Source organism: Amycolatopsis stemonae (assembly GCF_054781455.1).
This window is the reverse complement of record NZ_BAAGUJ010000001.1, coordinates 423,120-447,666: the sequence shown is the minus strand read 5'-3', so window position 1 is coordinate 447,666 and position 24,547 is coordinate 423,120. Positions and strand designations below refer to the sequence as shown.

The following is a 24,547-nucleotide window of genomic DNA, read 5'->3' as shown; positions in this document are numbered from 1 at the left end:
CCCCCCAATCACGCGTGATTCGAGGGTCGACACGGGTCAGGGGCGTCGGCGGAAGGCGTCGGCGACGCCCGAGCGGGACGGTGTTTCCAGTTTGCCCAGCAGGCGGGCCACGTGGGCCTGCACCGTCCGGCGGGGGAGGGACAGCTCCGTCGCGATGTCCGGGTTGGACCGGCCCTCGGCGACCAGGCTCGCGATCCGGACCTCGATCGGTGTCAGGGACTCCCAGCCGTGGCCGGGGCGGATCGCGGCGAACATCGCGCCGCGGCGGACCCCCAGCCGGCGCAGCCGGGTCTCCGCCCGGCGCAGGTCCCAGCGGGCTCCCAACGCCGTGTACAGCTCCGCGGCCTCCTCGAACGCCGCGTGGGCCGCGTCCAAACGACCCGCTCGAGCGAGCAGGACCGCCGCGTCTTCCAACGCCGTCGCCAGCTCCGGGCGACGGCCGACCGCCCGGAAGTGCTCCGCCGTCGCCAGGACCGCGGCCGGGTCCTCCTCGATCAGCCCGCGGCACCACGACGCCGCCGCGTGCGCCCGGGCCGGCCGTCGCTCCTTCGCCGCTTCCTCTTCGCACACCGCCAACGCCCGGCCGGCGCGGACGCGGTCGTCCTGCTCCATCGCCAGGCGGACGAACGTCGGCAGCCACTGGTGCCGCAGCATCATCTGCGCGTACGTCGGGTTGAGGATCGGTTCGAGGACGGTCATCGCGCGGGCCCGGTCGCCGCGCTGCTCCGCGGCGAGGGCGTCCGCGACCAGCAGGAAGTCGAAGCTCTCGCGCTCGGCGCCGGTCGCCGGGGCGTACTCCTCCGCCGCGTCGAGGTGGGCCGCCGCCTGCGCGCGGTCGTCACGGCGGCCCGCGATCAGCGCCGCGACGCCGTGCAGCAGCAGCGCCGCCGGGCCGGGCTCGCGCAGGCCGTAGAACGTGATCGCCGGGCCGTCCTCGGTGACGGTGTCCAGCTCGACCAGCGCCTCGTCCCAGCGGCCCTCCCAGTACCGGTGGACCGCGACCGACACCTGCAGGCCGACGGGCATCGCGTGCCGCGCCGCGACTTCGCCCGCCGCGCGCAGGGCCTCGTTCGCCTCGGCGAGCCGGTCGAGGTTCTGCAGCGTGAAGACGCGGTTGTCGAGCAGGTCGAGGTGCAGGTCGGCCAGCTCGTGTTCGTCGCCGACCGCGTCGATCGCCGCGTCGATGTGCGCGAGCGCGGAGTCGTGCTCGCGGCGCACGGAATCGACCAGCCACAACGTCTGCAGCGCGTGCGCGGTCAGGTACCGGTCGCCGCCGGCGAGCGCTTTCGTCTCGTGCGCCGCCTTCTCCGCGGTGTCCAAATCGGACAGGTCGCCCCGGCGGAAGTTCGCCAGCAGCTGCCGGTGCCGCACCCGCCAGAGCTCCGGCACGGCCGGGTCGTCGGGTGACGCGCCGAGCGTCGCGACCGCGCCCTCGGTGTCGCCGCGGCGGTGCTTCAGGGCCGCGAGCACGTGCCGCACCTCCTCGACGGAGTCGGGGTCGGTGGCGACTTCGAGGGCCTGCTGCGCCAGGCTTTCCGGGTTGCGCTCCAGCCGGAACAGCACCTTGACCAGTGCCACCAGCAGGATTTCGCGGCGCGGATCGTCGCTGGGGCACGTGGCCAGCGCCCGCTCCAGCAGCTCGACGGCGATCAGCGGCGCCCGGTTCGACACGGCCGCGTGGTGGCCCGTCAGCCAGTCCAGCACCCATTCGTCCACAGTGGCCGGTGCGGCCACCAGCTGCTCGGCGACGCGCTTGACCGGCGCGCCGATCCCGGCGAGCGCCTCGGCGGCCTGGCGGTGCAGCGCCGCGCGCGTCCCGGCGAGCAGCCGGTCGTAAAGCGCTTGCCGGAGCAGGGGATGCCGGAACGCCAGCTGCGTCCCGGTGTCGATCAGGACGTTCGCCGCGACGGCTTCTTCCAGCGGCTCCAGCAGGTCCGACGGCCGCGTGCCGAGCACCGCGGCGATGTCCCCGACCGCGAACTCCATGCCCAGCAGCGCGCCCCAGCGCAGCACTTCCTGCGTCCGCGCGGGGAGGAAGTCGAGCCGCCGGTCCACCGCGGCGACCAGCGAGCGCGGCGCCTCGAACTCCTCGCGCTCGTCGACGTCGGCCTGGCCGCCACTCAGCTCGACGGCCCCGGCCTGCACCAGGACGTCGACCATTTCCTTGACGTACAACGGGTTTCCCGCACCACGGGCGGCCAGCTCGCGCAGTCCCGGCCCGGGGGCCGCGCCGATCCGGTCCTCGATCAGCCGCTCGACGTCCTCGCCGGTCAACGGCCCGAGGTCGAGCACGACGCCGTCGCGCGCCTGGACGCCGCGACGCAGCTGGGCGAGCTCGGCGCGGTCCGGCGCCGGCCGGGTCGCGGCCACCAGCAGCAGCGGCAGCTGCCGGGTCGCCGCGCACAGGCGGTGCCAGACCAGCACGGACGCCTCGTCGGCCCACTGCAGGTCGTCGAGCACGAGCACCTGCGGCGAGTCCGCGCACAGCTCGTCGACCAGGGCCAGCAGCCGGTCGACGGCGCCGAGCACCGGGTCGGCCGGGCCCCAGCTGCGCCGGACCGGGCCTTCGCCGGCGAGCTCGTTCGCGACCCGTGCGCGCCGCGGGTCGGCCGAATGCGCGTCGATCGCCAGGCACTCCAGCATCACCTGCAGCGGGAACCGGGTGCTCAGCTCGTCGGCCGCGGCCGCGAGCCGCTGGAAACCGGGGCCGTCCGGCAGCGAGCTGGCGAGCAGCTCGGACTTGCCGATCCCGGCCTCGCCTTCGATCCACACGGCCCGGCCGCGCCCGGCCCGGACGTCGGCGACGAGCTCGGCGAGCTTCGCCGTCTCGGCTTCGCGGCCGAAGAGCCGGTGCCCGGTGACCTCGACCGGCGCCGCGGGCGCGTCGAGCGCCGGGTCCTGGGCGAGGATCTGCTGGTGGAGCCGCTGGAGCGCCGGGCCGGGTTCGACGCCCAGCTCGTCGACGAGGGTGGCGCGGGCGTCGCGGAAGACGTCGAGCGCGTCGGCGGGCCGGCCGCTGCGGTAGAGGGCGACCATGAGCGACTCGCGCAGTGACTCCCGCAACGGGTGTTCGCCGGCGAGCACCGCCAGCTCCGGCGCGAGGTCGAGGTGCCCGCCGAGGGCCAGCAGCGCCTGCGCGCGCCGCTCGAGCGTGTTGAGCCGCAGCTCGGCGAGGTATTCGCGGTGCCGCTCGGCGAACTCGCCGGGGACGCCGGAAAGCGCTTCGCCCTGCCAGAGCGCGAGGGCGGCGTCGAGCTCGGTGACGGCCGCCCGTGGGTCCCCCCGGTCGAGGAGCAGCTGCGCGCTTTCGCGATGCCGTTCGAAGACGGCCGCGTCGAGGGCGTCTTCACCGAGCAGCAATGAGTACCCGGCGGGGTCCGACACCAGGACGCTGGCGGCCGACCAGCGCGACCGGTCCGGTTCGAGCGCCCGCCGCAGCCCCGAGACGTACGTGTGGACGCTGCCCTCGACGCTCGCGGGCGCGGCGTCGCCCCAGACCCCGGCGATCAGCTCGGCCCGCGGGACCGGACGGCCGGCGTTGACCGCGAGCACGGCGAAGATGGCACGCTGACGAGCGGGGCCGAGGCCGATTTCGGCCGCCCCGCGCCAGGCCCGTAGCGGGCCGAGCAAGCCCACTCGCAGACTGGTGTCCGCTTCCCCTAGCATGCCGTTCCGTTCCCTCTGGGGACGAACCCGCCGGGGGCGGGCCCCCAGGACCCCGGCGGACATCTCTCGGTGCCGACTTCTCCGGCAGCTTACTGACGTGGCAAGCCCGGAAGGGTTGCGCGGTGGCCGGATGATCCCGGCTTCGGGCGGGCCGAGTACCGATCACCCGATCGATATGCCCGCGGCGGACCTACTCCCCGGCGGCGGCGCGTGGCCGGACCGCGTTGGCGCGCCGGATGCCGAACGGCTGCATGCGGCTCTCCGCGCGCCGGACGTCCCACACCGCGCCCATGCCGGTGTACGCGGTCAGCGCGGCCCGGAACTCCGTCCGGGCGGCGTCGAGCCGGCCCGTCCGGGCCAGCAGGATCGCCGCGTCCTCGCTCGCCTTGGCCTGCTTGAGCAGCCGGCCCGCGACGCGGTAGTGGGAGACCGCCGTCAGCACCGGTTCGGGGTCGCCGGTGACCAGGCCGCGGCAGTGCGCGGCCGCCGCCGCGTGCGCGGGCGGGACTTCGCCGTCGGTCTCCAGCAGGCGCAGCGCCTGGCGCGCGCGTTCGGTGTCGCCGAGCTGCCCGGCGAGCCGCACGAGGTCCGGCAGCCACTGGTGCCGCGCGGCGGGCGGGTAGTTCTCCTCCAGCAGCGGCAGCAACGCGGCCAGCGCGGCCTCGGGCCGGCCGTCCTGCTCGGCCAGCAGGGCCCGGGCCGCGAGCAGGAAGTCGCCGCCGTCGGGCTCCAGCCCCTGCGGCCAGTGCTGCCGCCCGGCCAGGTCGACGTGGGTCCGGGCCTGCGCCGGCTCGCCGCGGTGCCCGGCGATCAGCGCGCCGACGCCGTGCACGAGCAGGAGCGAGCCGGGGCTGCGCAAGACGTACGACGTCGTTTCCGCGCGATCGCGGATCACCGCGTCCAGCTCTTCGAGGGCTTCGGCCCAGCGGCCCAGCCAGTAGTAGTGCACCGCGCCGGCCAGGTGCATCTCGCCGGGCACCGCGCGGGTGGCGGCGATCCGCCGGGCCGCGTCGAGGGGTTCGGCGGCTTCGTCGAGGCTGTCGATGGTCGGCACGGACAGCGCCGCGTCGTCGAGCGGGTGCAGTCCGGCCGGCACCAGGTCCGTCTCGTCGCCGAGCTTTTCCAGCGTCGCCAGCAGGGATTCGTGCCGCCCGCGCCACGTCTCGGGGACGTCGGCGTCGTCGAGGGTCCGCTTCAGCTCGGCCGTCGCCTCGGCGAAGTCGCCTCGGCGGTAGTAGACGTACGCCAGGATCCAGCGCATTTCGGCCGCACGCCTGCTGTCCGACGTCCGCGCGACGACCGAGCGCGCCTCGGCCTCCGGCTCCCGGCCGAGCCAGAACAGCAGCCGGGCCAGGGTCGCGGTCAGCGTCTCGCGCGCGTCCGGCGGCAGCGCGCCCTGCGTGACGGCGTGGCGCAGCAGGTCGACGGCGACCCGCGGGGTCTCGGTGGCGACCGTGCCGATGTTGTCCAGCAGCCAGGCGGTCACCCACGGGTCGACCTGCGCGGGCGCGGCGGCGAGCTGCTCGGCGACGCGGTCGGCGGGCGCGCCCGCGGCGGTGAACGCCTCGGCCAGCTGCCGGTGCAGCGCCACCCGCATCGCCGCGGGCGTCTTTTCGTAGAGCACGCGGCGCAGCAACGGGTGCCGGAACGCCAGCCGGTCACCCGACTCGACGAGCACGCCGGACGTGATCGCCTCGTCGACCGCGCCGACCAGCGCCGTGGGCGGCCGCTCGGTGGCGACGGCGATGTCCGACAACGAGAACGCCCGCCCCAGCAACGCGGCCCAGCGCAGCGTGTCGCGCGTGCCGCTGGAGAGGAAGCTCAGGTACAGCGTGATCCGCGACCCCAGCGGCGCCGGGATGGTCTGGCAGGAGTTGCCGTCCAGGTGCGCGTGGACGCCGTCGAGCACGATCATCGACTGCGCCAGCAGCGTCTCGACGATTTCCCTGGCGTAGCGCGGGTTCCCGGACGCGTACGACACGAGTGTCCGCAGGCCCGGCCCGGGTGGCGCGCCGACGAGCTCGGTGGCCAGCTCGTGCGTGTCGGCCTCGGTCAGCGGCGGCAGGGCGAGCACGGTGACATCGTTGTCGAGCTCAGCTCGCAGCTCGTCGAGCGCGGCCGGCCGTGGCACGGGCCGCGAGGCGCCGACGAGCAGCAGCGGCAGCTGCCGCGTCTCCCGGCTCAGGTAGCGCCAGACGCGCAACGTGGTGTCGTCGGCCCAGTGCAGGTCGTCGATCGCGAGCACCAGCGGCGCTTCCGCGCACAGCTCGCGGACCAGCCCGAGCAGGCCGTCGACGGGGTCTTCGCCGGACTGCTCGCCGAGCCGCGCGGCGAGGTTCGCGCGGCGCTCGTCGGTGGCCCGCGGGTGCACGCCGAGCGCGTCGAGCAACGGCCGCAGCGCGAACCGCTGGTCGAGCGCGTCCGCCGCGGCGAAGGCGGGCTTCAGGTCCTGGGCCATGGTGAGCAGTTCGGCCAGCAGCGCGGTGCGGCCGCTGCCCGGTTCGCCTTCGAGCCACAGCGACCGGCCGGCGCCCGCCTCGAGATCGGCGACGGCTTCGCGCAGCCGGGTCAGTTCGGCCTCGCGGCCGACGAAGACGTCCGCGCGATCCGGAAGTGACGTCACGGGGAACCGTGTCACGCGCACGGGGGCCGGCGGCGGCTTCGGGGCCGGTTTTTCCAGCAGCTGCTCGTAAATCCGCCGCAGTGCGGGCCCCGGCTCGGTGCCCGACGACTCGACCAGCTTGTCCCGGACGTCGGTGTACACGGCGATCGCCTCGGTGCGCCGGTCCGAGCGGGCCAGGGCGCGCATGAGCAAGCCGCGCAACGTTTCGCGGTAGGGGTGTTCGCGGGTCAGCGCGGTCAGCTCGGCGACGAGTTCGGCGTGCCCGCCCGATTCCAGCACGATCTCGGCACGCCGCTCGATCGTCGCCAGCCGCACCTCGGCCAGCCGGGCGCGCTGCGCCGCTGCGAACGGCCCGGGCAGCCCGGACAGCGGGACGCCGTGCCAGAGGTCCAGTGCCTCGTCGAGGATTTCGCGCGCACCCCGCAGCTCGCCGGCGGATTGCTTGCGCTGGGCCAGCTCCCGCAGCGCTTCGAAGCGGTGGACGTCGATCGCGCCGGCGTCGAGGCGCAGCGAATAGCCGGACCCGATCGACGCGAGCAGCTGCGGGCCCTCGCCCTTGGCGCGGCCGGGTTCGAGGGCGCGCCGCAGGCCGGAGACGTAGGTGTAGATGGATCCTTGCGCGCTCTGCGGCGGCGCCTCGCCCCAGACGGCGTCGATCAGCTCCTCGCGCGAGACCGTGCGGTTCGGGTTCATCGCCAGTGCCGCGAGAACCGTCCGACGGTGCGCGGAGCCGAGGTCGAGCTCCGTGTCCCCCTGCCAGGCTTTCACCGGGCCGAGCATTTGGAGTCTCGGTGCGGAGCCTTCCGCAGCCGACATCGATCTCCCTTCGTGCGCTGACGAACCGTCACGCGCCGGATGCCTGACGTGAGCATACGCGGCCGCGGTGAACCGGCAGGCAAGGATGGCGGACATTCGGGCAACGGGGCACGGGCCGGGGTTCCGCCGCGCCGACGGCGTGCGCCACCCTCGGGACGCCCCCGAGACCCGAGGAGCCCGAATGGCCACAGCCGCGCCGACGGAGGACATGAAGCGGGCCGCCGCCCGGTTCGCGTACGCCATCGAGACGGCGGGTGCCCGGCTGCGCGCTGTCGACAGCGGGATGGCGATGGTCCAGGCCTCGTGGCGCGGCGAGGCGTCCGTGCGGCTGGGCCAGGCGATGAGCGACTGGGAGCAGGAGTTCGACGTGATCCTCGCGAGCTTGGCGCGGCTGGTCGAGGCGACCGGCGGCCGGGTGCCGCGGCCCCGGCGGTCATGACCCGGCACGAGCTCGAACTCGGCTTCGCGGACCTGGTGCTGGACCGGATGGGGGCGATCACCGGCGAGCTGGGCGACCTGCTCGCCGAGCTGGAGTCGTCGGTGGAGCCGGAGCTGGCCGGCTGGACGGCCGAAGCGCGGGAGGAGTACCTGCGCGCGAAGCGGGACTGGGCGCGGGCGGCCGCGCGGATGCCGGCGTGCGTGGCGCGGGCGCGGGCGGCGTTCGGCGAGCTCGGCCGCGGGGTGCGGTGATTCCTTCACGCGCGTGAAGACGGAATAGGGAAGGCGTGAAGACACGCCGTTCACACTGCTGTCATGAAGCCCGTCGAAGTGGCCGTCCTCGCCTCGGACCCGATCACGCACGCCGGCGCGGTAACCCTCCTGCAGTCCCATCCGGACGTCCGGGTCACCGACCTCGTGCCCGACGTGCTGCTGGTGATGGAAGAACACGTCACCGAGGCGGTGCTGGGGGAGATCCGCGCGGCCAAGGCGTCGCACGTCGTGCTGGTCGTCGAGCACTTCCGCGAGAGCGACCTGATGGCGGTGCTGGAGAGCGGCGTCGTCGCGATCCTGCCGCGCCGCGAGACGGGCGGCGCCGAGCTGGTGACGGCGGTGCTCGCCGCGGGCGACGGCACGGCGAACCTGCCGCCGCGGCTGCAGGGCGCGCTGCTCTCCCAGGTCCAGCGGATGCGCAAGGACGTCCTGGAGCCGAACGGGCTCACGCTGTCCGGGCTCGCCGCGCGCGAGTGCGACGTGCTGCGGCTGGTCGCCGAGGGCTTCGGGACCGAAGAGATCGCCGCCAAGCTGTGCTACTCCGAGCGGACCGTGAAGAACGTCCTCTACGGCCTGATGACGCGCTGTGGCCTCAACAACCGCGCCCACGCCGTCGCCTACGCGCTGCGGGCGGGCGCCATCTGACCCCTGGTGCGGCTAGGGTCACGATCATGGTGTTGACCGCAGCGGAGATCGCGGCGTCCGTCCGGGCCGGGCAGCTCGACCCGGTGGACGTGACCAAGGAAGCCCTCGACCGGATCGCGGCGGCGGACGGCGTCGTCGGCGCCTTCCGCCGGGTGCGTGCCGACGAGGCGCTGGCGGAGGCCGCCGAGGTGGCCGGGCGGCCCGATCTCGCGTCCCTGCCGCTGGCCGGGGTGCCCGTGGCCGTCAAGGACGTCACCGCGATCGCGGGCGAGTTCGCCTCGCACGGTTCCGAGGCGGGGCCGTCCGCGCGGTTCGAGGAAGACGGCGTGGTCGCGGCCCGGCTGCGCGCGGCCGGCGCGGTGCTCGTCGGGCTGACGCGGGTGCCGGAGCTGTGCGTCTGGCCGATGAGCGACACCCCGGACGGCATCGCCCGCAACCCCTGGGACCCGACGTACGCGTCGGGTGGCTCGTCCGGCGGCAGCGCGGCGGCCGTGGCGGCCGGGCTGGTCCCGCTGGCCCACGGCACGGACGGCATGGGCTCGGTCCGCCTCCCGGCGGCGATGTGCGGCCTGGTCGGGCTGAAGCCGGGCGCGGGCCCGCTGTCGGAGGGCGGCTGGTTCGGCATGTCGGTGCACGGCCCGCTGGCCACGACGGTCGCCGACGCGGCGCTGCTGTTCTCGGTGCTGGCCGGCGCCCCGGACCTGGCCGCGGTGCCTTCGCCGTCGTCCGTGCGGATCGGCATGACGACGACCGTGCCGCTGCTGCGCACGCCCGTCCCGAAGGAACTGGTCGCGGCGGTCTCCCAGGCGGCGGGCCTGCTCGCCTCGGCGGGCCACGCGATCTCGCCGTCGGCCCCGCGCTACCCGGCGACGATGGTGGCGGGCATGACGGCCCGCTGGTGCGCGGGCCCGGCCGTCCAGGCCCGCGACTTCGACTTCCGCCGCTTCCAGCGCCGGACGCGCACGCACGTGCGGGCGGGCCGGCTGCTGATGCGCGCGGGCCTGATCCGGTCGAGCACCCGCGACCGGTGGGTCGCCCGCGCGGAGGAGTACTTCGCGGCGCACGACGTCCTGATGACGCCGACGCTGTCGCACTGGCCGGTGAAGGCGGGGCGCTGGCACGAGCGGCGGTGGCTGACGAACGTCCTGCCGTCGACGCGCCTGGCCGGCTTCACCGGGCAGTGGAACCTCGCCGGCTACCCGGCGATCACGGTCCCAGTCGGCCGGTCGGTCCGGTCCGGGCTGCCGACGTCGGTCCAGCTGATCGCGCGGCCGGGCGAGGAGCCGCTGCTGCTCGGCCTGGCGGCCCAGCTGGAGTCGGCCAACCCCTGGCCCCGCACCGCCCGCGGCTGACGCCCCCGGACGCCGTGAAGCCCACCTTGCGGAACTCGCAAGGTGGGCTTCACGAACTGCTCAGGAGCCGGGCTTGCTCGCCGTCGGCGACAGCGGCTTGGCGCCGTTGCCGTTCCCGTTGGCCGGCTTGGTCGCCGGGCCGTGGGAGTTCCCCGGCTTGACCGCCGGCTTGGGGGCCGGCGCCGCGGCCTTGACCGCCGGCTTCGCCGCCGACGGGATCGACGGCTGCACCACCGGGACCACCGGCGCGGCCGGAGTGGTCTGGGATTCGGGCGTGTCGCCGCCCACGAGCTTGGACGCCTGGGGGATCACGGCCTCCTCGGGCAGCGTCGCCAGCTGCGTCTCGCTGCGGTTGAGGATGTCCTCGGCCTGCGCCAGGCTCTTGCGGGCCTGCTCGCGGATCTCCGCCAGCCGCTCGACCTTGCGGTTCGCCGCCGTCGTGCGCTGGGCCGCCTGGGTGGTCGCCTCGTCGAGGCGGCGCTTCGCCTCCGCCGTCGCCTCGTCGAGCCGCCGCTTGGCCTCCGCGGTCGCTTCCGCGAGCCGGCGCTCGGCCTGGTTCTTGCTCGCCGTGCGCTGGTCCGCGACGTGCTTCTCCAGCGCCGCCTTCTGGGCCGCCTGGGACGCCTCGAACTCGCGCTCCAGCTTCCGCCGCTTGCGCTCCGCCTCGTTGTCGAGCAGTTCCCGCCGCTGGGCCGCTTCGACCGTGAGCCGCTGGACCTCGGCGCGCGTCTCGGACAGCGCCTTCTCGTGCTCCGAGTGCAGCAGGTCGGCCTGCTTGTCGAGCTCCGCGACGAGCTTCGAGTAGCGCTCACGCAGCTTCGTCGACGCCTCGGTCGAGCCCGCCCACGTCTTCTCCGCGGCGGCCTCGGCGCGCTTGATGATCTCGTCCGCGCGGGCCTGGGCGAGGGTCACCGTGCGCTGCATCCGCTCGTCGAGGTCCTCGAGCCGCTCCGGCGGCTTCTTCAGCTCCTCGATGCGGGCTTCGAGGGACGCAACCTGCTGCCGGACGGACTCGGCTTCGCGGGTCGCGGCCGCGGCCTGCTGCACCGCGGTGTCGCGCTCGCTGAGGACGCGGCGCAGCTGCGCCTCGACGTGGTCGAGGTACTGCCGCACCTCGTTGCGGTCGTAGCCGTGCCAGGCCTGCGTGTACTCACGACGAAGGGGGAGGAGGCCGTTGAGGGCGCTTGCGGCGGGGTCGCGCTCAGGAACCATGGGCCCGACCGTACCCGGGCACGCACCGCTTACGCCCTTCGGCTTAACAAATCACCAACACGTGTCGCCGTTCCGGCGGCGAGTCGCCGGAACGGCCGCACCCGGGAAACGCAGAGTCACCAACGGCAGGGTCACCAATGGAAGCCGCGCGAAAGCCGGGCCAACGCCATCGCCGCGCGCGAGAGGTGTTTCTCGCCACGTCCGATCTTGAGCCCGCCCGAACCGCCCGCCGCGGCCGAGTCCGGGAAGATCCGGAACCCCTGGTACGCGATCGCGTCCGTGAGGCCCGGCGTGAGCGTGTAGGCCAGCCCGATCGCCTGCCCGGCGGGCGTGCCGATGTGCTTGGGCCGCTCGACGAGCGCCTTCAGCACCATGTCCGCGGCCTGCTCCGGCGACTTCGTCGGGAAGGCGTCGTAGATCTTCGTCGGGCGGATCATCGGCGTGCGCACCAGCGGCATGTGGATCGTGGTGAAGGTGATCCCGTCGCCGTGCGTCTCGGTCGCCGCGATGCGCGAGAAGTAGTCCAGCGCGGCCTTCGACGCCGCGTACGCCGAGAAGCGCGGCGCGATGCCCTGGACGCCGATCGACGACACGTTCACGATGTGCCCGAACTTCCGCTCCGACATGTGCGGCAGCACGGCGAGGATCAGCCGGACCGCGCCGAAGTAGTTGATCGCCATCGCGCGCTCGTAGTCGTGCATCCGGTCGTACGACAGCCGGATCGACCGGCGGATCGACCGGCCGGCGTTGTTGACCAGCATGTCGATCCGGCCGTGCTCGGCCAGCATCGCGTCGACGGCCTTGTGCACCGAGTCCTCGTCGGTCAGGTCGGCCGGGTACACCGACGCGGTGCCGCCGGCGGCGACGATCTCGTCGCGGACCTCTTCGAGCTCGTGCTGGCGGCGCGCCACGAGCAGCGGGACACCGCCGGCGGCCGCGACCTTCAGCGCCGTCGCCCGGCCGATGCCCGAAGACGCGCCGGTGATGATCACGCGGCGGCCGTCCAGCTCGCCGCGGGGGCCGTGCTTGCGCGCGCGGAACGGGTCGAGGTGCTCGCGCCAGTAGCGCCACAGCGCCGGCGCGTACTCCTCCAGCCGCGGGACCTCGACGTTGCCCGCGAGCGCCTTGCGCGTCTCGGCCGAGGAGAACACCGACGGGAACGCCATCGTCTCCAGCAGCACCGGCGGGATGCCGAAGCGCTCGAGCACGGCGTCGCGCGCGATGGTGACGCCCGGGATGTGCTCGGTCAGCTTGACCAGCCCGACGATCCGCTTCGAGAGGCCTTCGCCGAGCTGCGCGGTGATCGTCGGCGCGCCCGCGGCCTTCGCGAAGGCGTTGTAGACCGAGACGACCGGCTGCGGCTCGGGGTTGACCAGGTGGAACGCGCGGCCGTCGAGCCCGGGCTTGACCACCAGCTCCAGCAGCGCCTTGGCGACGTAGTCGACCGGCACGATGTTGGTGTCGCCGAGGTCCGGGCCGACGATCGGCAGCACGTCCGGCAGCCCGGCGAGCCTGCTGATCGCGGGGAAGAGGTAGTAGGGGCCGTCGACCTTGTCCATCTCGCCGGTCTCGGAGTTCCCGACGACGACGGCGGGCCGGTACACCCGCCACGGCACCCGGTCCTGTTCGCGGACGATCTTCTCGGCCTCGAACTTCGTCCGGTGGTACGGCGTGACGAGCCGCTGCCCGGCGTCGAACATCTCCTCGGTGAAGACGCCTTCGTGGTCGCCCGCGACGGCCACGGAAGAGACGTGGTGCAGGCAGCCGGCGCGCAGGTCCGCGGCGAGGTCGACGACGCTGCGCGTGCCGTCCACATTGGCCTTGATGCTTTCCTCGTCGTCGGCGGTGAGGTCGTAGAGCGCGGCGAGGTGCACGACGTGGTCGACGTGGCCGCGCAGCTCCTCGCGGTCCGCTTCGGACACCCCGAGCAGCGGCTCGCCGAGGTCCCCGGTGACCAGCGTGACGCGGTCGGAGTGCGGCCACTGGTCGACCAGCGCGGCCAGCTTGGCCCGGCTCGATGCGCGCACCAGCAGCGCGACGCGGTCGGCGTCGGGCCGGGAGAGCAGCAGCCGGGTGAACTGGCGCCCGATCAGTCCGGTCGCCCCGGTCACCAAGAACGTCGCCATCGTCTTCACACCTCTCACCGCCGCTGCCTGACCCTGGGCATTGTGCTGCATGCGGGCGTCACTGACCACCGTGGCGGGACGTGAAGTTACTCACCGGTAACTTAGGCTGGGTCCGCGACGACGACGCGGTTCTCCTCGTAGCCCTCCGCGCCGCCGACCCAGCGGCCGCCGCACGTCACCAGGACCACCCGGTGCGGGCCGGACTGGCCGAACAGGTCGTCGGCCCGGGCGGCCAGGTCGTCCTTGTGCACCGTGAGCAGCTGGGAAACCCGGTAGCGCCAGGTCCGGCCCGCACTGTCCACAATGGTCACCAGGCCGCCGATGTCCATGGTCCAGAGCTCGGCGAACGGCCCGGTCGCGCCCCGCCAGTTGACGTGCCCGGCGAAGACGCTCGCGCCGCCCGCCGCGTCGAGCCTGGCGCCCCACCACGTGGCCTGACCGAGGTCGGCGGGGATGGGCAGCTCGCCGCCGGGGCCGAGGTCCTTGCGCACCAGCGTGGCCGTCCCGCCCGCGGGCAGCCGGACGGTGCCCCGCCCCTGCGGCGGCGGAGGCGGAGGCGGCGCCGGCGGGACCGACGTCGGCGTCTGCGCCGCCGGGGCCGCGGGGGTCACCGGCGGCGGGGCGGGCGAAGGCGATGGTGCAGAGAGCGCGGCGGGCAGCGCCGTCCCGGCCACCACGCTCACCGGCGGCGAGCCGGCCACGGACGCGCCGAACTGGACGGCGAGCACCGTCGCCGCGCCGAGTGCGAAGCCGGCGGCGAGCCGGCCCTTGCCTGCCACGCCGGTTACCTCCGCGACGCCCGCCGCGCGGCGAAGCCGACCAGCCCGGCGCCCAGCAGCACCAGCAGGCCGAGCCCGGCCAGGCCCGGCACCGAGTAGCTCGTCTCGACCGCGCCCCGCGCCTGCGCGACCGGCCGGTCGCCGGCCGGGATCGCGCGCGGCACTTCGTTCGGCTTGTTCACCACGGTCAGCGCGAGCGTCTCGCCCGGCTTGACCGTGCCGCACGCCGAAGGCGGGTTCTGCGGGTCGTAGGCGTTCGTGTACCCCGGCGGCGGCCCGGCCTCGACGACGCAGATCTCCTGCGGCGCGCGCAGGTTCTCGACCGTCACGCCGCCGGTCGCGCCGTCGGTGGTGACGACCGCGGGCTTCCCGTCGGCGCCGGTGAGCGGCTTGCCGTCCTGGCCGAGCGCGGGCGAGGTCCTGTCCTTGCCGGTGACCCGCAGGACGGCGCCGCCGACGCCCTTGCCGGTGTTCGCGTCGGTCTTGGTCACCTGGACCTTGCCCGGCTTCGCGACGTTGACGACACCCTGCGCGGTCAGTTCCTTTTCACCGCCGGTGGAGACGACCCGCTGGACGCCGGTGTTCACCGGCACCCGCACGTACGGCCGGTCGGCGGGCGCGGCCAGCGACGCCACCAGCTTCGGCTGGTCACCGGCCGGGGTCAGCTTCACCTTCACCGTGCCGTCGGCGCCCGTCTTGAGGGTGACGTCCTTCGCGGCGCCCTGCGGGCTCGGGTTGCCCGCGCTGCCCGCGGTTTCCGCTTCGCCGAGCGTCGCGGCGGTCGCCGTCAGCTTCACCGGGACGTCCGGGACGCCCTTGCCCCCGGCGTTCTTGACCGTGACGGTCCACTCGGCGGGCTCGCCGAGGTGCTGGTCGCCCTTCGGCGTGGTCATCGACGCGGTCCACGGGCCGCGGTTGGCCTCCGCTTCGGCCTTCAGCCGGTCGACCGCGCTCGCGGCGCCGGCGAGGTTCTCGCGCAGGTACGCGAGGTGCCCGGGCGCGTCGTAGGCGATCTTGTCGACGGGCAGGTCCGGGTTCAGGTCCGCCGGCGTGCGCGGCGCCGCGGTCCACGAGTGCAGCAGGTGCGCGAGCGCGGTCGCCTCGTCCGGGTTCTTGGTGTCGCCGTAGCGCAGGAGCAGGTAGGAGATGTTCGCCGCCTGGTCGGCGGGCAGCTTGGTGCCCCACTTCGTCAGCAGCTCGTCGCCGGGCTTGTAGACCTCGCCGGTGTCGGGGGCCCGCAGCAGGAAGCTCACGCAGAAGACCTGCTGCCCGCCGACGACGTAGGACCCGAGCCAGACCTTCTTGTCCGTGCCCTGCTGGCCGCCGGCCCGGTTGCCGATCCCCTCCTGGACGCCGGCGGACGCCGCGGGGGCGCCGGCCGTCACGGAGAGCAGGCCCAGCAGGACCGTGGCGATCAGTCCGGTGAGCACGCGGCGAACCGCGCGCGGATGTGTCGACCACCCCATGGTGTGCAGGCCCCTCCGTCGGGACGTGCGGCGACGACGGTCCGTCTCCGCAGGTCACGCGATTGATCAACTCCCCGGCACGCGTTCGGTGAACGATCGTGCACGCCTGGTGAGCGTGGCCCGAGCGGGCCCGGACCGTCTACCGCCCTTCGGGTGGCGGTCGCCGAACGGTCGTGATCTCCGTCGCATACCGTGTCCACCGAGGCCAGTGGCCCGCCGTCGAGTAAAGTCGTCTTTACTCGACGGGAACCGCCCGGCTCCGGCGGTCGTTGAACCCCATGCAGCGTCGATCCACGAAGCAGCAGATCCAGGAGGATCAGGTGCGTTCCAGTAGCAACCCGGCGTTCCGCAACCTGCCGCACGGCGGAACGCAGACATACGGCCAGTACGGCCCCCCGGTGGGCTTCAACCAGACCCAGGGCGGCGTGCCCGGGTACGGACCCGGCCAGGTCACCTCCGGCGAGGGCGACCGCCCGATGACCGTGGACGACGTCGTCATCAAGACGGGCATGAGCCTCGCCGTCGCGCTCGTCGTCGGCATCATCACCGCGATCTGGGCCCAGAACACGCTGGCCGAGACCGGCCGGCTCTCCGGCGCCCTGATCGGCGCGATGATCGGCGGCCTGCTCGTCGGGCTCGTCATCTCGCTGGTGATCATCTTCAAGCGGAAGCCGAGCGGCCCGCTGACGCTCGTGTACTCGGCGGCCGAAGGGCTCTTCCTCGGCGCGCTCAGCGGCGTGTTCGAGGTCGTCTACCCGGGCATCGCGCTGCAGGCGATCATCGGCACCGTCGGTGTCTTCGTCGGCATGCTGGTGGTCTACAAGACCGGCGCGGTCAAGGTGACGCCGAAGCTGACCAAGTGGATCGTCGGGGCCGTCTTCGGCGTCGCGATCCTGATGCTGTTCAACCTGATCAGCTCGTTCGCCTTCGGGTTCAACCCGCTGCGCGACGGCAGCCCGCTCGCCATCGCCTTCAGCATCCTGTGCATCGGCATCGCGGCGTTCAGCTTCCTGCTCGACTTCGACCAGGCGGACCGGATGATCCGCGAGGGCATGCCGTCGAAGTGGGCCTGGTACACCGCGTTCGGCCTGATGACGACGCTCGTCTGGCTGTACCTGGAGATCCTGCGGCTGCTGTCCTACCTCCGCGAGTAACCTGGCTCACAGTCCCGCAGTGAAGGCGCTCCGTAACCAACGGGGCGCCTTTTCTGTGGGTAATTCATGCATTTGGGGACCCCGCCGCCGTTCATGCTCACCCTGCGTGTTTGATGTGCCGGTCGGTTCTTCATTTCACATGTGTGAGGTTCACAGTGAGCGTTCCCCCTCCGGCCCCCGGGGGCCAGCAGCCGGTGGGTCAGCCCGATCCGTACGGGCCGCCTCCGGGCGGTCAGCCGCAGCAGTTCGGCCAGCCGGGCCCGTACGGCCCGCCGCCGGGCACCCCGCCGCAGGGCCAGCCCGGCCCGTACGGCCCGCCGCCGGGGCAGTTCCCGCCCGGGCAGCCGGGCCAGTACGGTCCGCCGCCGGTGCCGAAGAAGTCGAAGACCGGCGCGATCATCCGGTTCGGCATCATCGGCGTCGTCGTGATCGTGGCGATCGTCGTGGGCATCGTGTCCTTCAGCAACTCGCCGGCCAGCTCGGCCGTCGGCGACTGCCTCTCGATCACCGAGTTCGTCCAGGGCGGCGACGACCCGGCGAAGGCCGACTGCGCCGACCCGAAGGCCAACGTCAAGATCGGCGTCAAGCTGGACAGCTCGAGCCAGGCCTGCCCGGGCGGCGCCGACTCCGGCTACGACACCTACTCGGTGAGCGGTCGCAGCTCGTACAAGCTGTGCCTGATGATCAACGCGAAGCAGGGCGACTGCCTGGCGAACTTCAGCTCGAAGACCAAGGGCTACCAGAAGGTCCCGTGTGCCGACCCCACCAAGGACGCGGAGATCGTGAAGGTCGCCACCGGTCAGGCGAGCGAAAGCGCTTGCGAGGGCACGGACGCCACGCGCGTCGCGATCTACCCGGAGCCGGCGACGACGATGTGCGTCAAGACCAACGAATAACCCCCGTTCGAAGGCCCCTTCGCGCGCTCGCGGAGGGGCCTTCGGCGTACCCGGATTGCTCCGTTCGTCCCACACTGTGCGACGGGCTGCGCCGAAGCGATCACCGGACCTAATTTGAGTCGTCCTGCCCGTCCTAGCCTGGAGTTCCGGTGGCGACGACCGAATCCCCCGCCGGGGAAAAGAAGTTCCTCGACTTCCCCACCTCCTGCGCCGCGCCCGTGCCGCGGCCGGAGGAGCCCGCCCGCGTCGTGCCGCTGGCCGTCGCCGGCGTCCTCGCGGTGGGCCTGACCTGGTACGTGTGGGCGTCCTACGGCGCCAAGTTCGGCGTCCTCCTCCTGCTCGGCCTGGGCCTCGGGCTCGCGTTGTTCCATTCGCGGTTCGGCTTCACGTCCGCGTGGCGGCAGCTGATCGCCGTCGGCAACGGCCAGGGCCTGCGGGCCCACACCGTCCTGCTCGGCACGGCCGCGACGCTGATCGCGCTGATCGCCGGCACCGGCAGCGGGCTCTTCGGCAGCAAGCCCGCCCCGGCGGCCAGCCCGCTCGGCCTCGCCCTCTTCGTCGGCGCGACGCTCTTCGCGATCGGCATGCAGCTCGGCGGCGCGTGCGCGTCCGGCACGTTGTTCGCGGTCGGGTCCGGCCAGTCGGCGATCGTCCTGACGCTGGGCGGGTTCGTCGCCGGGTCCGTGCTCTACACCTGGGCGTACCCGGTGCTGAGCGGGTGGCCGGAGCTGAAGGGCGTGCTGCTGGCCGACCACGTCGGCTGGTTCGGCTCGTGGGCGATCACGATCGCCGTGCTCGCCGGGATCGTGCTCGTCACCCGCGTGGTGCAGCGCCGTCGCACGCCGCCGCCGGTGGACGCCGTGCCGACCGCGCGCGGCATCGCGCGGATCTTCCGCGGCTCGTGGCCGATGCTCACCGGTGCGGTCGTGCTCGGTGTGCTCGCGGGCGCGGTGTTCCTGGTGTCCGGCGGGATCTGGGGCGTCACGAGCGCGTTTTCCCTGTGGGGAGCCAAGATCCTGCAGGTGTTCGGACTGCACCCGGAGACGTGGGAGTTCTGGCGGCAGAAGGCGAACGCGACGTCGCTGGCCGGCCCGATCTGGAAGGACAAGAACAGCCTCACCGACATCGGGATCATGATCGGCGCGGCGGTGGCCGCCGCGGCCGCGGGCGCCTGGAAGATCCACAGCTCGATCCCGTGGCGCACGGCCGTCGCGGCGATCCTCGGCGGGATCATGATGGGCGTCGGCGCGCGCATGGCCGGTGGCTGCAACATCGGCGCGTACCTCGGCGGCATCTCGACCGGCAGCCTGCACGGCTGGCTGTGGGGCGTGTTCGCGCTCGGCGGCACGTGGATCGGAGTGAAGCTGCGGCCGCTGTTCGGGCTGGCGAACCCGGTGCCGACGGACAGCATCTGCTGAGCGGTTTTTGTCGGAGGCCCCCGGTACGCTCGCGGACGAATCCACGAAACCGGGGGAAATCTCCTTATGACTACGCAAAGAACCGGCTCGGCGCCGAACGGTGACGCGCTCGACGCCGGGGTGCTCAAGGTGGCTTCCGTGGTCGTCCTGGGCGCCATCATGGCGATCCTCGACACCACGGTCGTCAACGTCGCGCTGCAGAAGCTGACGATCGAGTTCTCGACGTCGTTCGACGTCATCCAGTGGGTCGCCACGGGCTACCTGCTGGCGCTGGCCACCGTGATCCCGGTCACCGGCTGGGCGTCCGAGAGGTTCGGCACCAAGCGGCTCTACATGGTCGCGATCGTGTTGTTCCTGGCGGGTTCGCTGCTCGCGGGCGCGGCCTGGAACATCGAGACGCTGATCCTCTTCCGCGTCCTGCAGGGCTTCGGCGGCGGCATGCTGATGCCGTGCGGCATGACGATCCTGACCCGCGCGGCGGGCCCGCAGCGGATCGGGCGCGTGATGGCGGTGCTGGGCGTGCCGATGCTGCTCGGCCCGATCGGCGGCCCGATCCTCGGCGGCTGGCTGGTCGACGCGGTGAGCTGGCGCTGGATCTTCTTCATCAACGTGCCGATCGGCGTGGTCACGCTGCTGCTGGCGTGGCGGGTGCTGCCGAAGGACGAGCCGGAGGCGGCTTCGCGCTTCGACTTCGCGGGCATGCTGATGGTGTCGCCGGGGCTGGCGGCGCTGATCTTCGGCGTCTCGAAGATCCCGTCCGCGGGCGGGGTCGGCGCCGTCGAGGTGTGGCTGCCGGCGCTGGCCGGGCTGGTGCTGCTGGTCGCGTTCGTGCTGCGCGCGTTGCGCGTGGCGAACCCGCTGGTGGACCTGCGGCTGTTCAAGAACCGGTCGTTCGCCGTGGCGATGGTGACGATGTCGCTGTTCTTCGTCGCCTTCCTCGGCGGGATGATGCTGCTGCCGACGTACTTCCTGTTGGTGCGCGGCGAAACGACGTTGCACGCCGGGCTTCTGCTGGCGCCCCAGGGCTTCGGCGCGATGCTGATGATGCCGGTCACCGGCCGGCTGGCCGACAAGGTGGGCGCGCGCAAGATCGTGCTGCCGGGCCTGGTGCTGATCATAGGCTCGATGGCGGTGCTGACGCAGGTCACGGCGACCACGCCGTACTGGGCGCTGCTGTCGGCGCTGTTCGTGATGGGCCTGGGCATGGGCTGCACGATGATGCCGATCACGACGTCGGCCCTGCAGACGCTGCAGCCGAAGGACATGGCCCGGGCCTCGACGGCGACGAACATCGTCCAGCAGACGGCGGGCGCGATCGGCTCGGCGGCGATGGCCACGGTCCTGGCGGCGCTGCTGGCGGGCAAGTTCGGCGTCCCGACGGCCCAGGGCCAGCTCGCGGCCACGGCGGCGATCATGAACCCCCAGTCCCACACGGCGGCGACGGTGCTGGCAGCGGACGCGTTCTCGACGACGTTCGTCTGGTCCCTGGTCCTGGTGGTCCTGTGCGTGATCCCGGCGCTGTTCCTGCCCAAGACGAAACCGGCCACCCCGGCCGGCTCCGAAGACGGCGAGGTGGCCGCCCCGCCGGCGATGGTCCACTAGCGGGGTCTGCCACGGCTGGTCGTGAGTGGTCAGAGCGGTTCCGACCGCCCTGACCACTCACGAGGCCGGGGTCAGGAAAGGCGCTCCAGGATCATCGCCATGCCCTGGCCGCCGCCGACGCACATCGTCTCCAGGCCGAACTGCTTGTCGTGGTGCTGCAGGGAGTTGATCAGCGTCGAGGTGATGCGCGCGCCCGTCATGCCGAACGGGTGGCCCACCGCGATCGCGCCGCCGTTGACGTTCAGGCGGTCCAGCTCGATGCCCAGGTCGCGGTACGACGGGATCACCTGCGCCGCGAACGCCTCGTTGATCTCCACCAGGTCGATGTCGCCGATCGACAGCCCCGCGCGCGAAAGCGCCTGCTTCGACGCCTCCACCGGGCCGTAGCCCATGATCTCCGGCGAAAGGCCCGTGACGCCCGTCGAGACGATCCGCGCCAGCGGCGTCAGGCCCAGCTCGCGCGCCTTCACGTCCGACATGACGACCACCGCGGCCGCGCCGTCGTTGAGCGGGCAGCAGTTGCCCGCCGTGACGCGGCCGTCCGGGCGGAACACCGGCTTCAGCCCGGAGACGCCTTCGAGGGACACGCCCGCGCGCGGGCCGTCGTCCTTCGAGACGACCGTGCCGTCCGGGAGCGTCACCGGGGTGATGTCCTTGGCCCAGAAGCCGTCCGCGATGGCCTTCTCGGCCAGGTTCTGCGAGCGGACGCCGAACTCGTCCATGTCCTCGCGCGTGACGCCCTTCAGCCGCGCCAGGTTCTCCGCGGTCTGGCCCATCGCGATGTAGACATCGGGGACCAGGCCGTCTTCGCGGGGGTCGGTCCAGCTGTCGGTGCCCGACTCGGCGGTCGCGACGGTGCGCTTCTCGGCGTCGGCGAACAGGGGGTTGTGCGTGTCCGGCCACGAGTCCGAGCTGCCCTTGGCGAACCGCGACACGGTCTCGACGCCGGCCGAGATGAAGACGTCGCCCTCGCCCGCCTTGATCGCGTGGAACGCCATCCGCGTGGTCTGCAGGCTCGACGAGCAGTAGCGGGTGATGGTGCAGCCGGGCAGGTGGTCGTAGCCGAGCTCGACGGCGACCGCGCGGCCCATGTTGAACCCGGACTCGCCGCCCGGCAGGCCGCAGCCCAGCATCAGGTCGTCGATGTCGGCGGGGTCGAGCTGCGGCACCTTGGCCAGCGCCGCCTGGATCATCTGCACGGTCAGGTCGTCGGGCCGCATGCTGACCAGCGAACCCTTCCCGGCGCGGCCGATCGGCGAGCGAGCGGTGGAGACGATGACGGCTTCGGGCATGGCGGACACATCCTCGTATCGGCGAGCTAAGCGTGCGCTCACCATAGTGCCGCGCCGGACGCCGCCGGCAAAGTCGAACGCGATCTGCGCCACTCCTGGCACTATCGACCTCTGTGGCGAACGAGGTCGAGCGCGTGCTGAAGACCCGGACGATCCTCCTGTGGGGCGCCGGGCTGCTGCTGACCGCCGCGCTGGCGGCCACGCTGCTGCTGGTCCTGCTCGGCAGCGGCCGGCCCGAGGACTCCGTCCGGCTCGACGCGCTGAGGACCGCGGCCAACATCGTCGTCGGCGCCGGGGGCGCCGCCGCGCTGCTGCTCGCCGCCCGCCGGCAGCGCTCGGCGGAGCTCGACCTCGTCCAGAAGGACCACGACGCGACCGAGCGCCGCGTCACCGAGATGTACAGCAAGGCCGCCGACCAGCTCGGCAGCGACAAGGCCCCGGTCCGCCTCGCCGGCCTCTACGCGCTCGAACGCCTGGCCCAGGACTACGAGCCGCAGCGGCAGACCATCGTCAACGTCCTGTGCGCGTACCTTCGGATGCCCTTCGACCCGGACGACGAGTCGCCGGAGACGCCCGGCGAGCTGCAGGTGCGGCTGACCGCCCAGCGGATCCTGATCCTGCACCTGCGTCGCGAGGACCCGGCCTTCTGGCCGGACATCGACCTCGACCTGGTCGGCGCCACGCTGGTCAAGCTGACGTTCACGCACTGCCGGGTGCGCTCGGCGGTGTTCCTCGACGTCACGTTCACCGGCGCCACGGCGTTCCGGAACACGACGTTCACCGGCAAGGCCGATTTCAAGAACGCGGAGTTCCGGGAGACGGCGGACTTCCGGTCCGTGGTTTTCGAAGGCACCGGGGAATCGTTCGCGGGGGCGCGGTTCGCGGGCGGCGTCGACTTCGGGCGCCGCACGGAAGTGCGCCTGACCGGTGCGTTCACCCGCGCCGACCGCGGGCCGCGCCGCCGCTGGCCGCCGGGGTGGCGCGCGGAACCGATCCCGGACGAGCCGGAGTGGGCCGCCCTCGTCCACGAAGAACCCGGCTGACTTCCGGAACGGGGGCAACCTGTGAGCCGGCGAGATCGTCCCGTCAAGGAACGGGATCGCCCTTCCTGACCGGGAGGTGAACGGCGATGACCACGCTCCTGCGGACGGGGTGTCGGAGCACGGCCGGCACCGGGTGGCACCTCCGGGACGGGATGACGGCTCGGCGTGCGGCGGCCCTCGGGCCGGAACCGGCGTGGACGCGCGGCTTGGTGGCCGCTTCGGGTTCTTCGCCGGGCGGTCCGACCTCGCGGCTCGCGGCCCGGCATCGCCGGCGCGCACCCGGAGACCCACCCGGGCCGGCGCCCACGAGTGGACAGGGCCACGGGTCGGCCGTTTAGGCTGGCGCCGTGGAGTACGCAGAGCACATCGCAGACCTCGTGGGCAACACCCCGCTGGTCAAGCTGAACTCACTGACCAAGGGGCTCAAGCCGCTCGTGCTGGCCAAGGTCGAGTACCTGAACCCGGGTGGCTCGGTCAAGGACCGCATCGCGCTGCGCATGATCGAGGCGGCCGAGCGCTCCGGCGAGCTGCGCCCCGGCGGCACGATCGTGGAACCGACGTCCGGCAACACCGGGGTCGGTCTCGCCATGGTCGCGCAGCGCAAGGGCTACCAGTGCGTGTTCGTCTGCCCGGACAAGGTCAGCGAAGACAAGCGCAACGTGCTCAAGGCGTACGGCGCCCGCGTCGTGGTGTGCCCGACGGCGGTCGCGCCCGAGCACCCGGACTCCTACTACAACGTCTCCGACCGCCTGGTCCGCGAGATCGACGGCGCCTGGAAGCCCAACCAGTACGCCAACCCGCAGAACCCCGAGAGCCACTACCTCTCCACCGGCCCGGAGCTGTGGACGCAGACCGAAGGCAAGATCACGCACTTCGTCGCGGGCGTCGGCACCGGCGGCACCATCTCCGGCACCGGCAAGTACCTCAAGGAGGTCAGCGACGGCCGCGTGCAGGTGGTCGGCGCGGACCCGGAGGGCTCGGTCTACTCCGGCGGCAGCGGCCGGCCGTACCTGGTGGAGGGCGTCGGCGAGGACTTCTGGCCGGACACCTACGACCGGAACATCGCCGACGAGATCATCCCGGTCTCCGACGCCGACTCGTTCCAGATCACCCGGCGGCTCGCGCTCGAGGAAGGCCTGCTGGTCGGCGGTTCCTGCGGGATGGCCGTCGCCGCCGCGCTGAAGCTCGCCGAGCGGCTCACCGAGGACGACGTCGTGGTCGTGCTGCTGCCCGACGGCGGCCGCGGCTACCTGACGAAGGTCTTCAACGACACCTGGATGTCCTCCTACGGCTTCCTGCCGCCCGACTCCTCGGGCGCGACGGTCGCGGACGTCCTCACGAAGAAGAGCGGTCACCTGCCCGCCCTCGTGCACTCGCACCCGAACGAGACGGTCGCCGAAGCCATCGCGATCCTCGCGGAGTTCGGCGTCAGCCAGATGCCGGTGGTCAGCGCCGAGCCGCCGGTGATGGCCGCCGAGGTCGTCGGCGCGGTCAACGAGCGCGACCTGCTCGACGCGCTGTTCACCGGCAAGGCCCAGCTCGCCGACCGGCTCGACCGGCACATGTCCCCGCCGCTGCCGACCATCGGCGGCGGCGAGCAGGTGGGTGCCGCGATGACCGCGCTCGAGGGCGCGGACGGCGCGCTCGTGCTGGTCGACGGCAAGCCGGCCGGGGTCGTCACCCGGCACGACCTCCTGGGCTTTCTGGCCGGCCGGTGAACGGCTGCCCAGAAAAGTCTTAATCGGC

17 protein-coding genes are annotated in these 24,547 nt (G+C 72.9%); 10 read left to right on the top strand and 7 right to left on the bottom strand.

Going from position 1 to position 24,547, the window contains the following annotated elements; translation table 11 throughout:
- Positions 1-36: 36 nt before the first annotated feature.
- Both ACYVLJ_RS02245 and ACYVLJ_RS02240 read right to left on the bottom strand, forming a co-directional pair.
- Positions 37-3,636 (bottom strand): BTAD domain-containing putative transcriptional regulator, encoded by a 3,600-nt coding sequence (locus ACYVLJ_RS02245; protein ID WP_460437577.1) that lies wholly within the window; start codon positions 3,634-3,636, stop codon positions 37-39.
- A gap of 220 nt (positions 3,637-3,856) precedes the next feature.
- The gene (locus tag ACYVLJ_RS02240) at positions 3,857-7,057 is read right to left on the bottom strand and encodes a BTAD domain-containing putative transcriptional regulator (protein ID WP_460437576.1); all 3,201 of its coding nucleotides are present in this window, start codon (positions 7,055-7,057) and stop codon (positions 3,857-3,859) included.
- A gap of 229 nt (positions 7,058-7,286) precedes the next feature.
- Here ACYVLJ_RS02240 and ACYVLJ_RS02235 point away from each other — a divergent pair, with 229 nt between their 5' ends.
- From ACYVLJ_RS02235 to ACYVLJ_RS02220, 4 genes are all read left to right on the top strand, one after another.
- Positions 7,287-7,544, top strand: a complete 258-nt coding sequence (locus ACYVLJ_RS02235; protein WP_451968283.1) for a WXG100 family type VII secretion target — start codon at positions 7,287-7,289, stop codon at positions 7,542-7,544.
- Positions 7,541-7,795, top strand: a complete 255-nt coding sequence (locus ACYVLJ_RS02230; protein ID WP_451968281.1) for a WXG100 family type VII secretion target — start codon at positions 7,541-7,543, stop codon at positions 7,793-7,795. Before ACYVLJ_RS02235 ends, ACYVLJ_RS02230 begins: the two co-directional genes overlap by 4 nt.
- Before the next feature lie 63 nt (positions 7,796-7,858).
- Positions 7,859-8,461, top strand: a complete 603-nt coding sequence (locus ACYVLJ_RS02225; protein WP_460437575.1) for a helix-turn-helix transcriptional regulator — start codon at positions 7,859-7,861, stop codon at positions 8,459-8,461.
- A gap of 26 nt (positions 8,462-8,487) precedes the next feature.
- Complete coding sequence (locus ACYVLJ_RS02220; RefSeq protein ID WP_460437574.1) at positions 8,488-9,813, top strand: amidase; 1,326 nt, start codon at positions 8,488-8,490, stop codon at positions 9,811-9,813.
- A gap of 60 nt (positions 9,814-9,873) precedes the next feature.
- Here the strand turns inward: ACYVLJ_RS02220 and ACYVLJ_RS02215 are convergent, their stop codons facing one another.
- The 4 genes from ACYVLJ_RS02215 to ACYVLJ_RS02200 form a co-directional block, all read right to left on the bottom strand.
- Entirely contained in the window at positions 9,874-11,025 is a 1,152-nt protein-coding gene (locus ACYVLJ_RS02215) for a coiled-coil domain-containing protein (RefSeq protein ID WP_460437573.1), read from the bottom strand.
- A 131-nt stretch (positions 11,026-11,156) separates the two neighbouring features.
- Complete coding sequence (locus tag ACYVLJ_RS02210; protein WP_451968273.1) at positions 11,157-13,151, bottom strand: SDR family oxidoreductase; 1,995 nt, start codon at positions 13,149-13,151, stop codon at positions 11,157-11,159.
- A gap of 101 nt (positions 13,152-13,252) precedes the next feature.
- Complete coding sequence (locus ACYVLJ_RS02205) at positions 13,253-13,930, bottom strand: class F sortase (RefSeq protein ID WP_460437572.1); 678 nt, start codon at positions 13,928-13,930, stop codon at positions 13,253-13,255.
- 5 nt (positions 13,931-13,935) lie between these two features.
- A complete protein-coding gene (locus ACYVLJ_RS02200; protein ID WP_460437571.1) occupies positions 13,936-15,396 on the bottom strand; it encodes an MSCRAMM family protein in 1,461 nt (486 codons plus the stop codon).
- Positions 15,397-15,716: 320 nt separating this feature from the next.
- On the opposite strand from ACYVLJ_RS02200, the gene ACYVLJ_RS02195 reads away from it, so the two are divergent.
- The 4 genes from ACYVLJ_RS02195 (at position 15,717) to ACYVLJ_RS02180 (ending at position 20,466) form a co-directional block, all read left to right on the top strand.
- Positions 15,717-16,550 (top strand): Bax inhibitor-1/YccA family protein, encoded by an 834-nt coding sequence (locus tag ACYVLJ_RS02195; protein WP_451968267.1) that lies wholly within the window; start codon positions 15,717-15,719, stop codon positions 16,548-16,550.
- Positions 16,551-16,705: 155 nt separating this feature from the next.
- A complete protein-coding gene (locus ACYVLJ_RS02190) occupies positions 16,706-17,446 on the top strand; it encodes an LppU/SCO3897 family protein (protein ID WP_460437570.1) in 741 nt (246 codons plus the stop codon).
- 149 nt (positions 17,447-17,595) lie between these two features.
- Positions 17,596-18,864 (top strand): YeeE/YedE family protein, encoded by a 1,269-nt coding sequence (locus ACYVLJ_RS02185; RefSeq protein ID WP_460437569.1) that lies wholly within the window; start codon positions 17,596-17,598, stop codon positions 18,862-18,864.
- A 66-nt stretch (positions 18,865-18,930) separates the two neighbouring features.
- On the top strand, positions 18,931-20,466 hold the full coding sequence (locus tag ACYVLJ_RS02180) for an efflux MFS transporter permease (RefSeq protein ID WP_460437568.1): 1,536 nt from the start codon (positions 18,931-18,933) through the stop codon (positions 20,464-20,466).
- A 71-nt stretch (positions 20,467-20,537) separates the two neighbouring features.
- Here ACYVLJ_RS02180 and ACYVLJ_RS02175 read toward each other — a convergent pair whose 3' ends face one another.
- Complete coding sequence (locus tag ACYVLJ_RS02175) at positions 20,538-21,758, bottom strand: acetyl-CoA C-acetyltransferase (RefSeq protein ID WP_451968261.1); 1,221 nt, start codon at positions 21,756-21,758, stop codon at positions 20,538-20,540.
- A gap of 113 nt (positions 21,759-21,871) precedes the next feature.
- Here ACYVLJ_RS02175 and ACYVLJ_RS02170 point away from each other — a divergent pair, with 113 nt between their 5' ends.
- Complete coding sequence (locus tag ACYVLJ_RS02170; RefSeq protein ID WP_460437567.1) at positions 21,872-22,801, top strand: pentapeptide repeat-containing protein; 930 nt, start codon at positions 21,872-21,874, stop codon at positions 22,799-22,801.
- 347 nt (positions 22,802-23,148) lie between these two features.
- On the top strand, positions 23,149-24,519 hold the full coding sequence (locus ACYVLJ_RS02165) for a cystathionine beta-synthase (RefSeq protein WP_460437566.1): 1,371 nt from the start codon (positions 23,149-23,151) through the stop codon (positions 24,517-24,519).
- Positions 24,520-24,547: the final 28 nt, after the last annotated feature.

Coding starts and splice junctions, on each gene's coding strand:
- ACYVLJ_RS02235 (WP_451968283.1), top strand. CDS start 7,287: ATGGCCACAGCCGCGCCGACGGAGGACATGAAGCGGGCCGCCGCCCGG.
- ACYVLJ_RS02230 (WP_451968281.1), top strand. CDS start 7,541: ATGACCCGGCACGAGCTCGAACTCGGCTTCGCGGACCTGGTGCTGGAC.
- ACYVLJ_RS02225 (WP_460437575.1), top strand. CDS start 7,859: ATGAAGCCCGTCGAAGTGGCCGTCCTCGCCTCGGACCCGATCACGCAC.
- ACYVLJ_RS02220 (WP_460437574.1), top strand. CDS start 8,488: ATGGTGTTGACCGCAGCGGAGATCGCGGCGTCCGTCCGGGCCGGGCAG.
- ACYVLJ_RS02215 (WP_460437573.1), bottom strand. CDS start 11,025: ATGGTTCCTGAGCGCGACCCCGCCGCAAGCGCCCTCAACGGCCTCCTC.
- ACYVLJ_RS02210 (WP_451968273.1), bottom strand. CDS start 13,151: ATGGCGACGTTCTTGGTGACCGGGGCGACCGGACTGATCGGGCGCCAG.
- ACYVLJ_RS02200 (WP_460437571.1), bottom strand. CDS start 15,396: ATGGGGTGGTCGACACATCCGCGCGCGGTTCGCCGCGTGCTCACCGGA.
- ACYVLJ_RS02180 (WP_460437568.1), top strand. CDS start 18,931: ATGACTACGCAAAGAACCGGCTCGGCGCCGAACGGTGACGCGCTCGAC.
- ACYVLJ_RS02175 (WP_451968261.1), bottom strand. CDS start 21,758: ATGCCCGAAGCCGTCATCGTCTCCACCGCTCGCTCGCCGATCGGCCGC.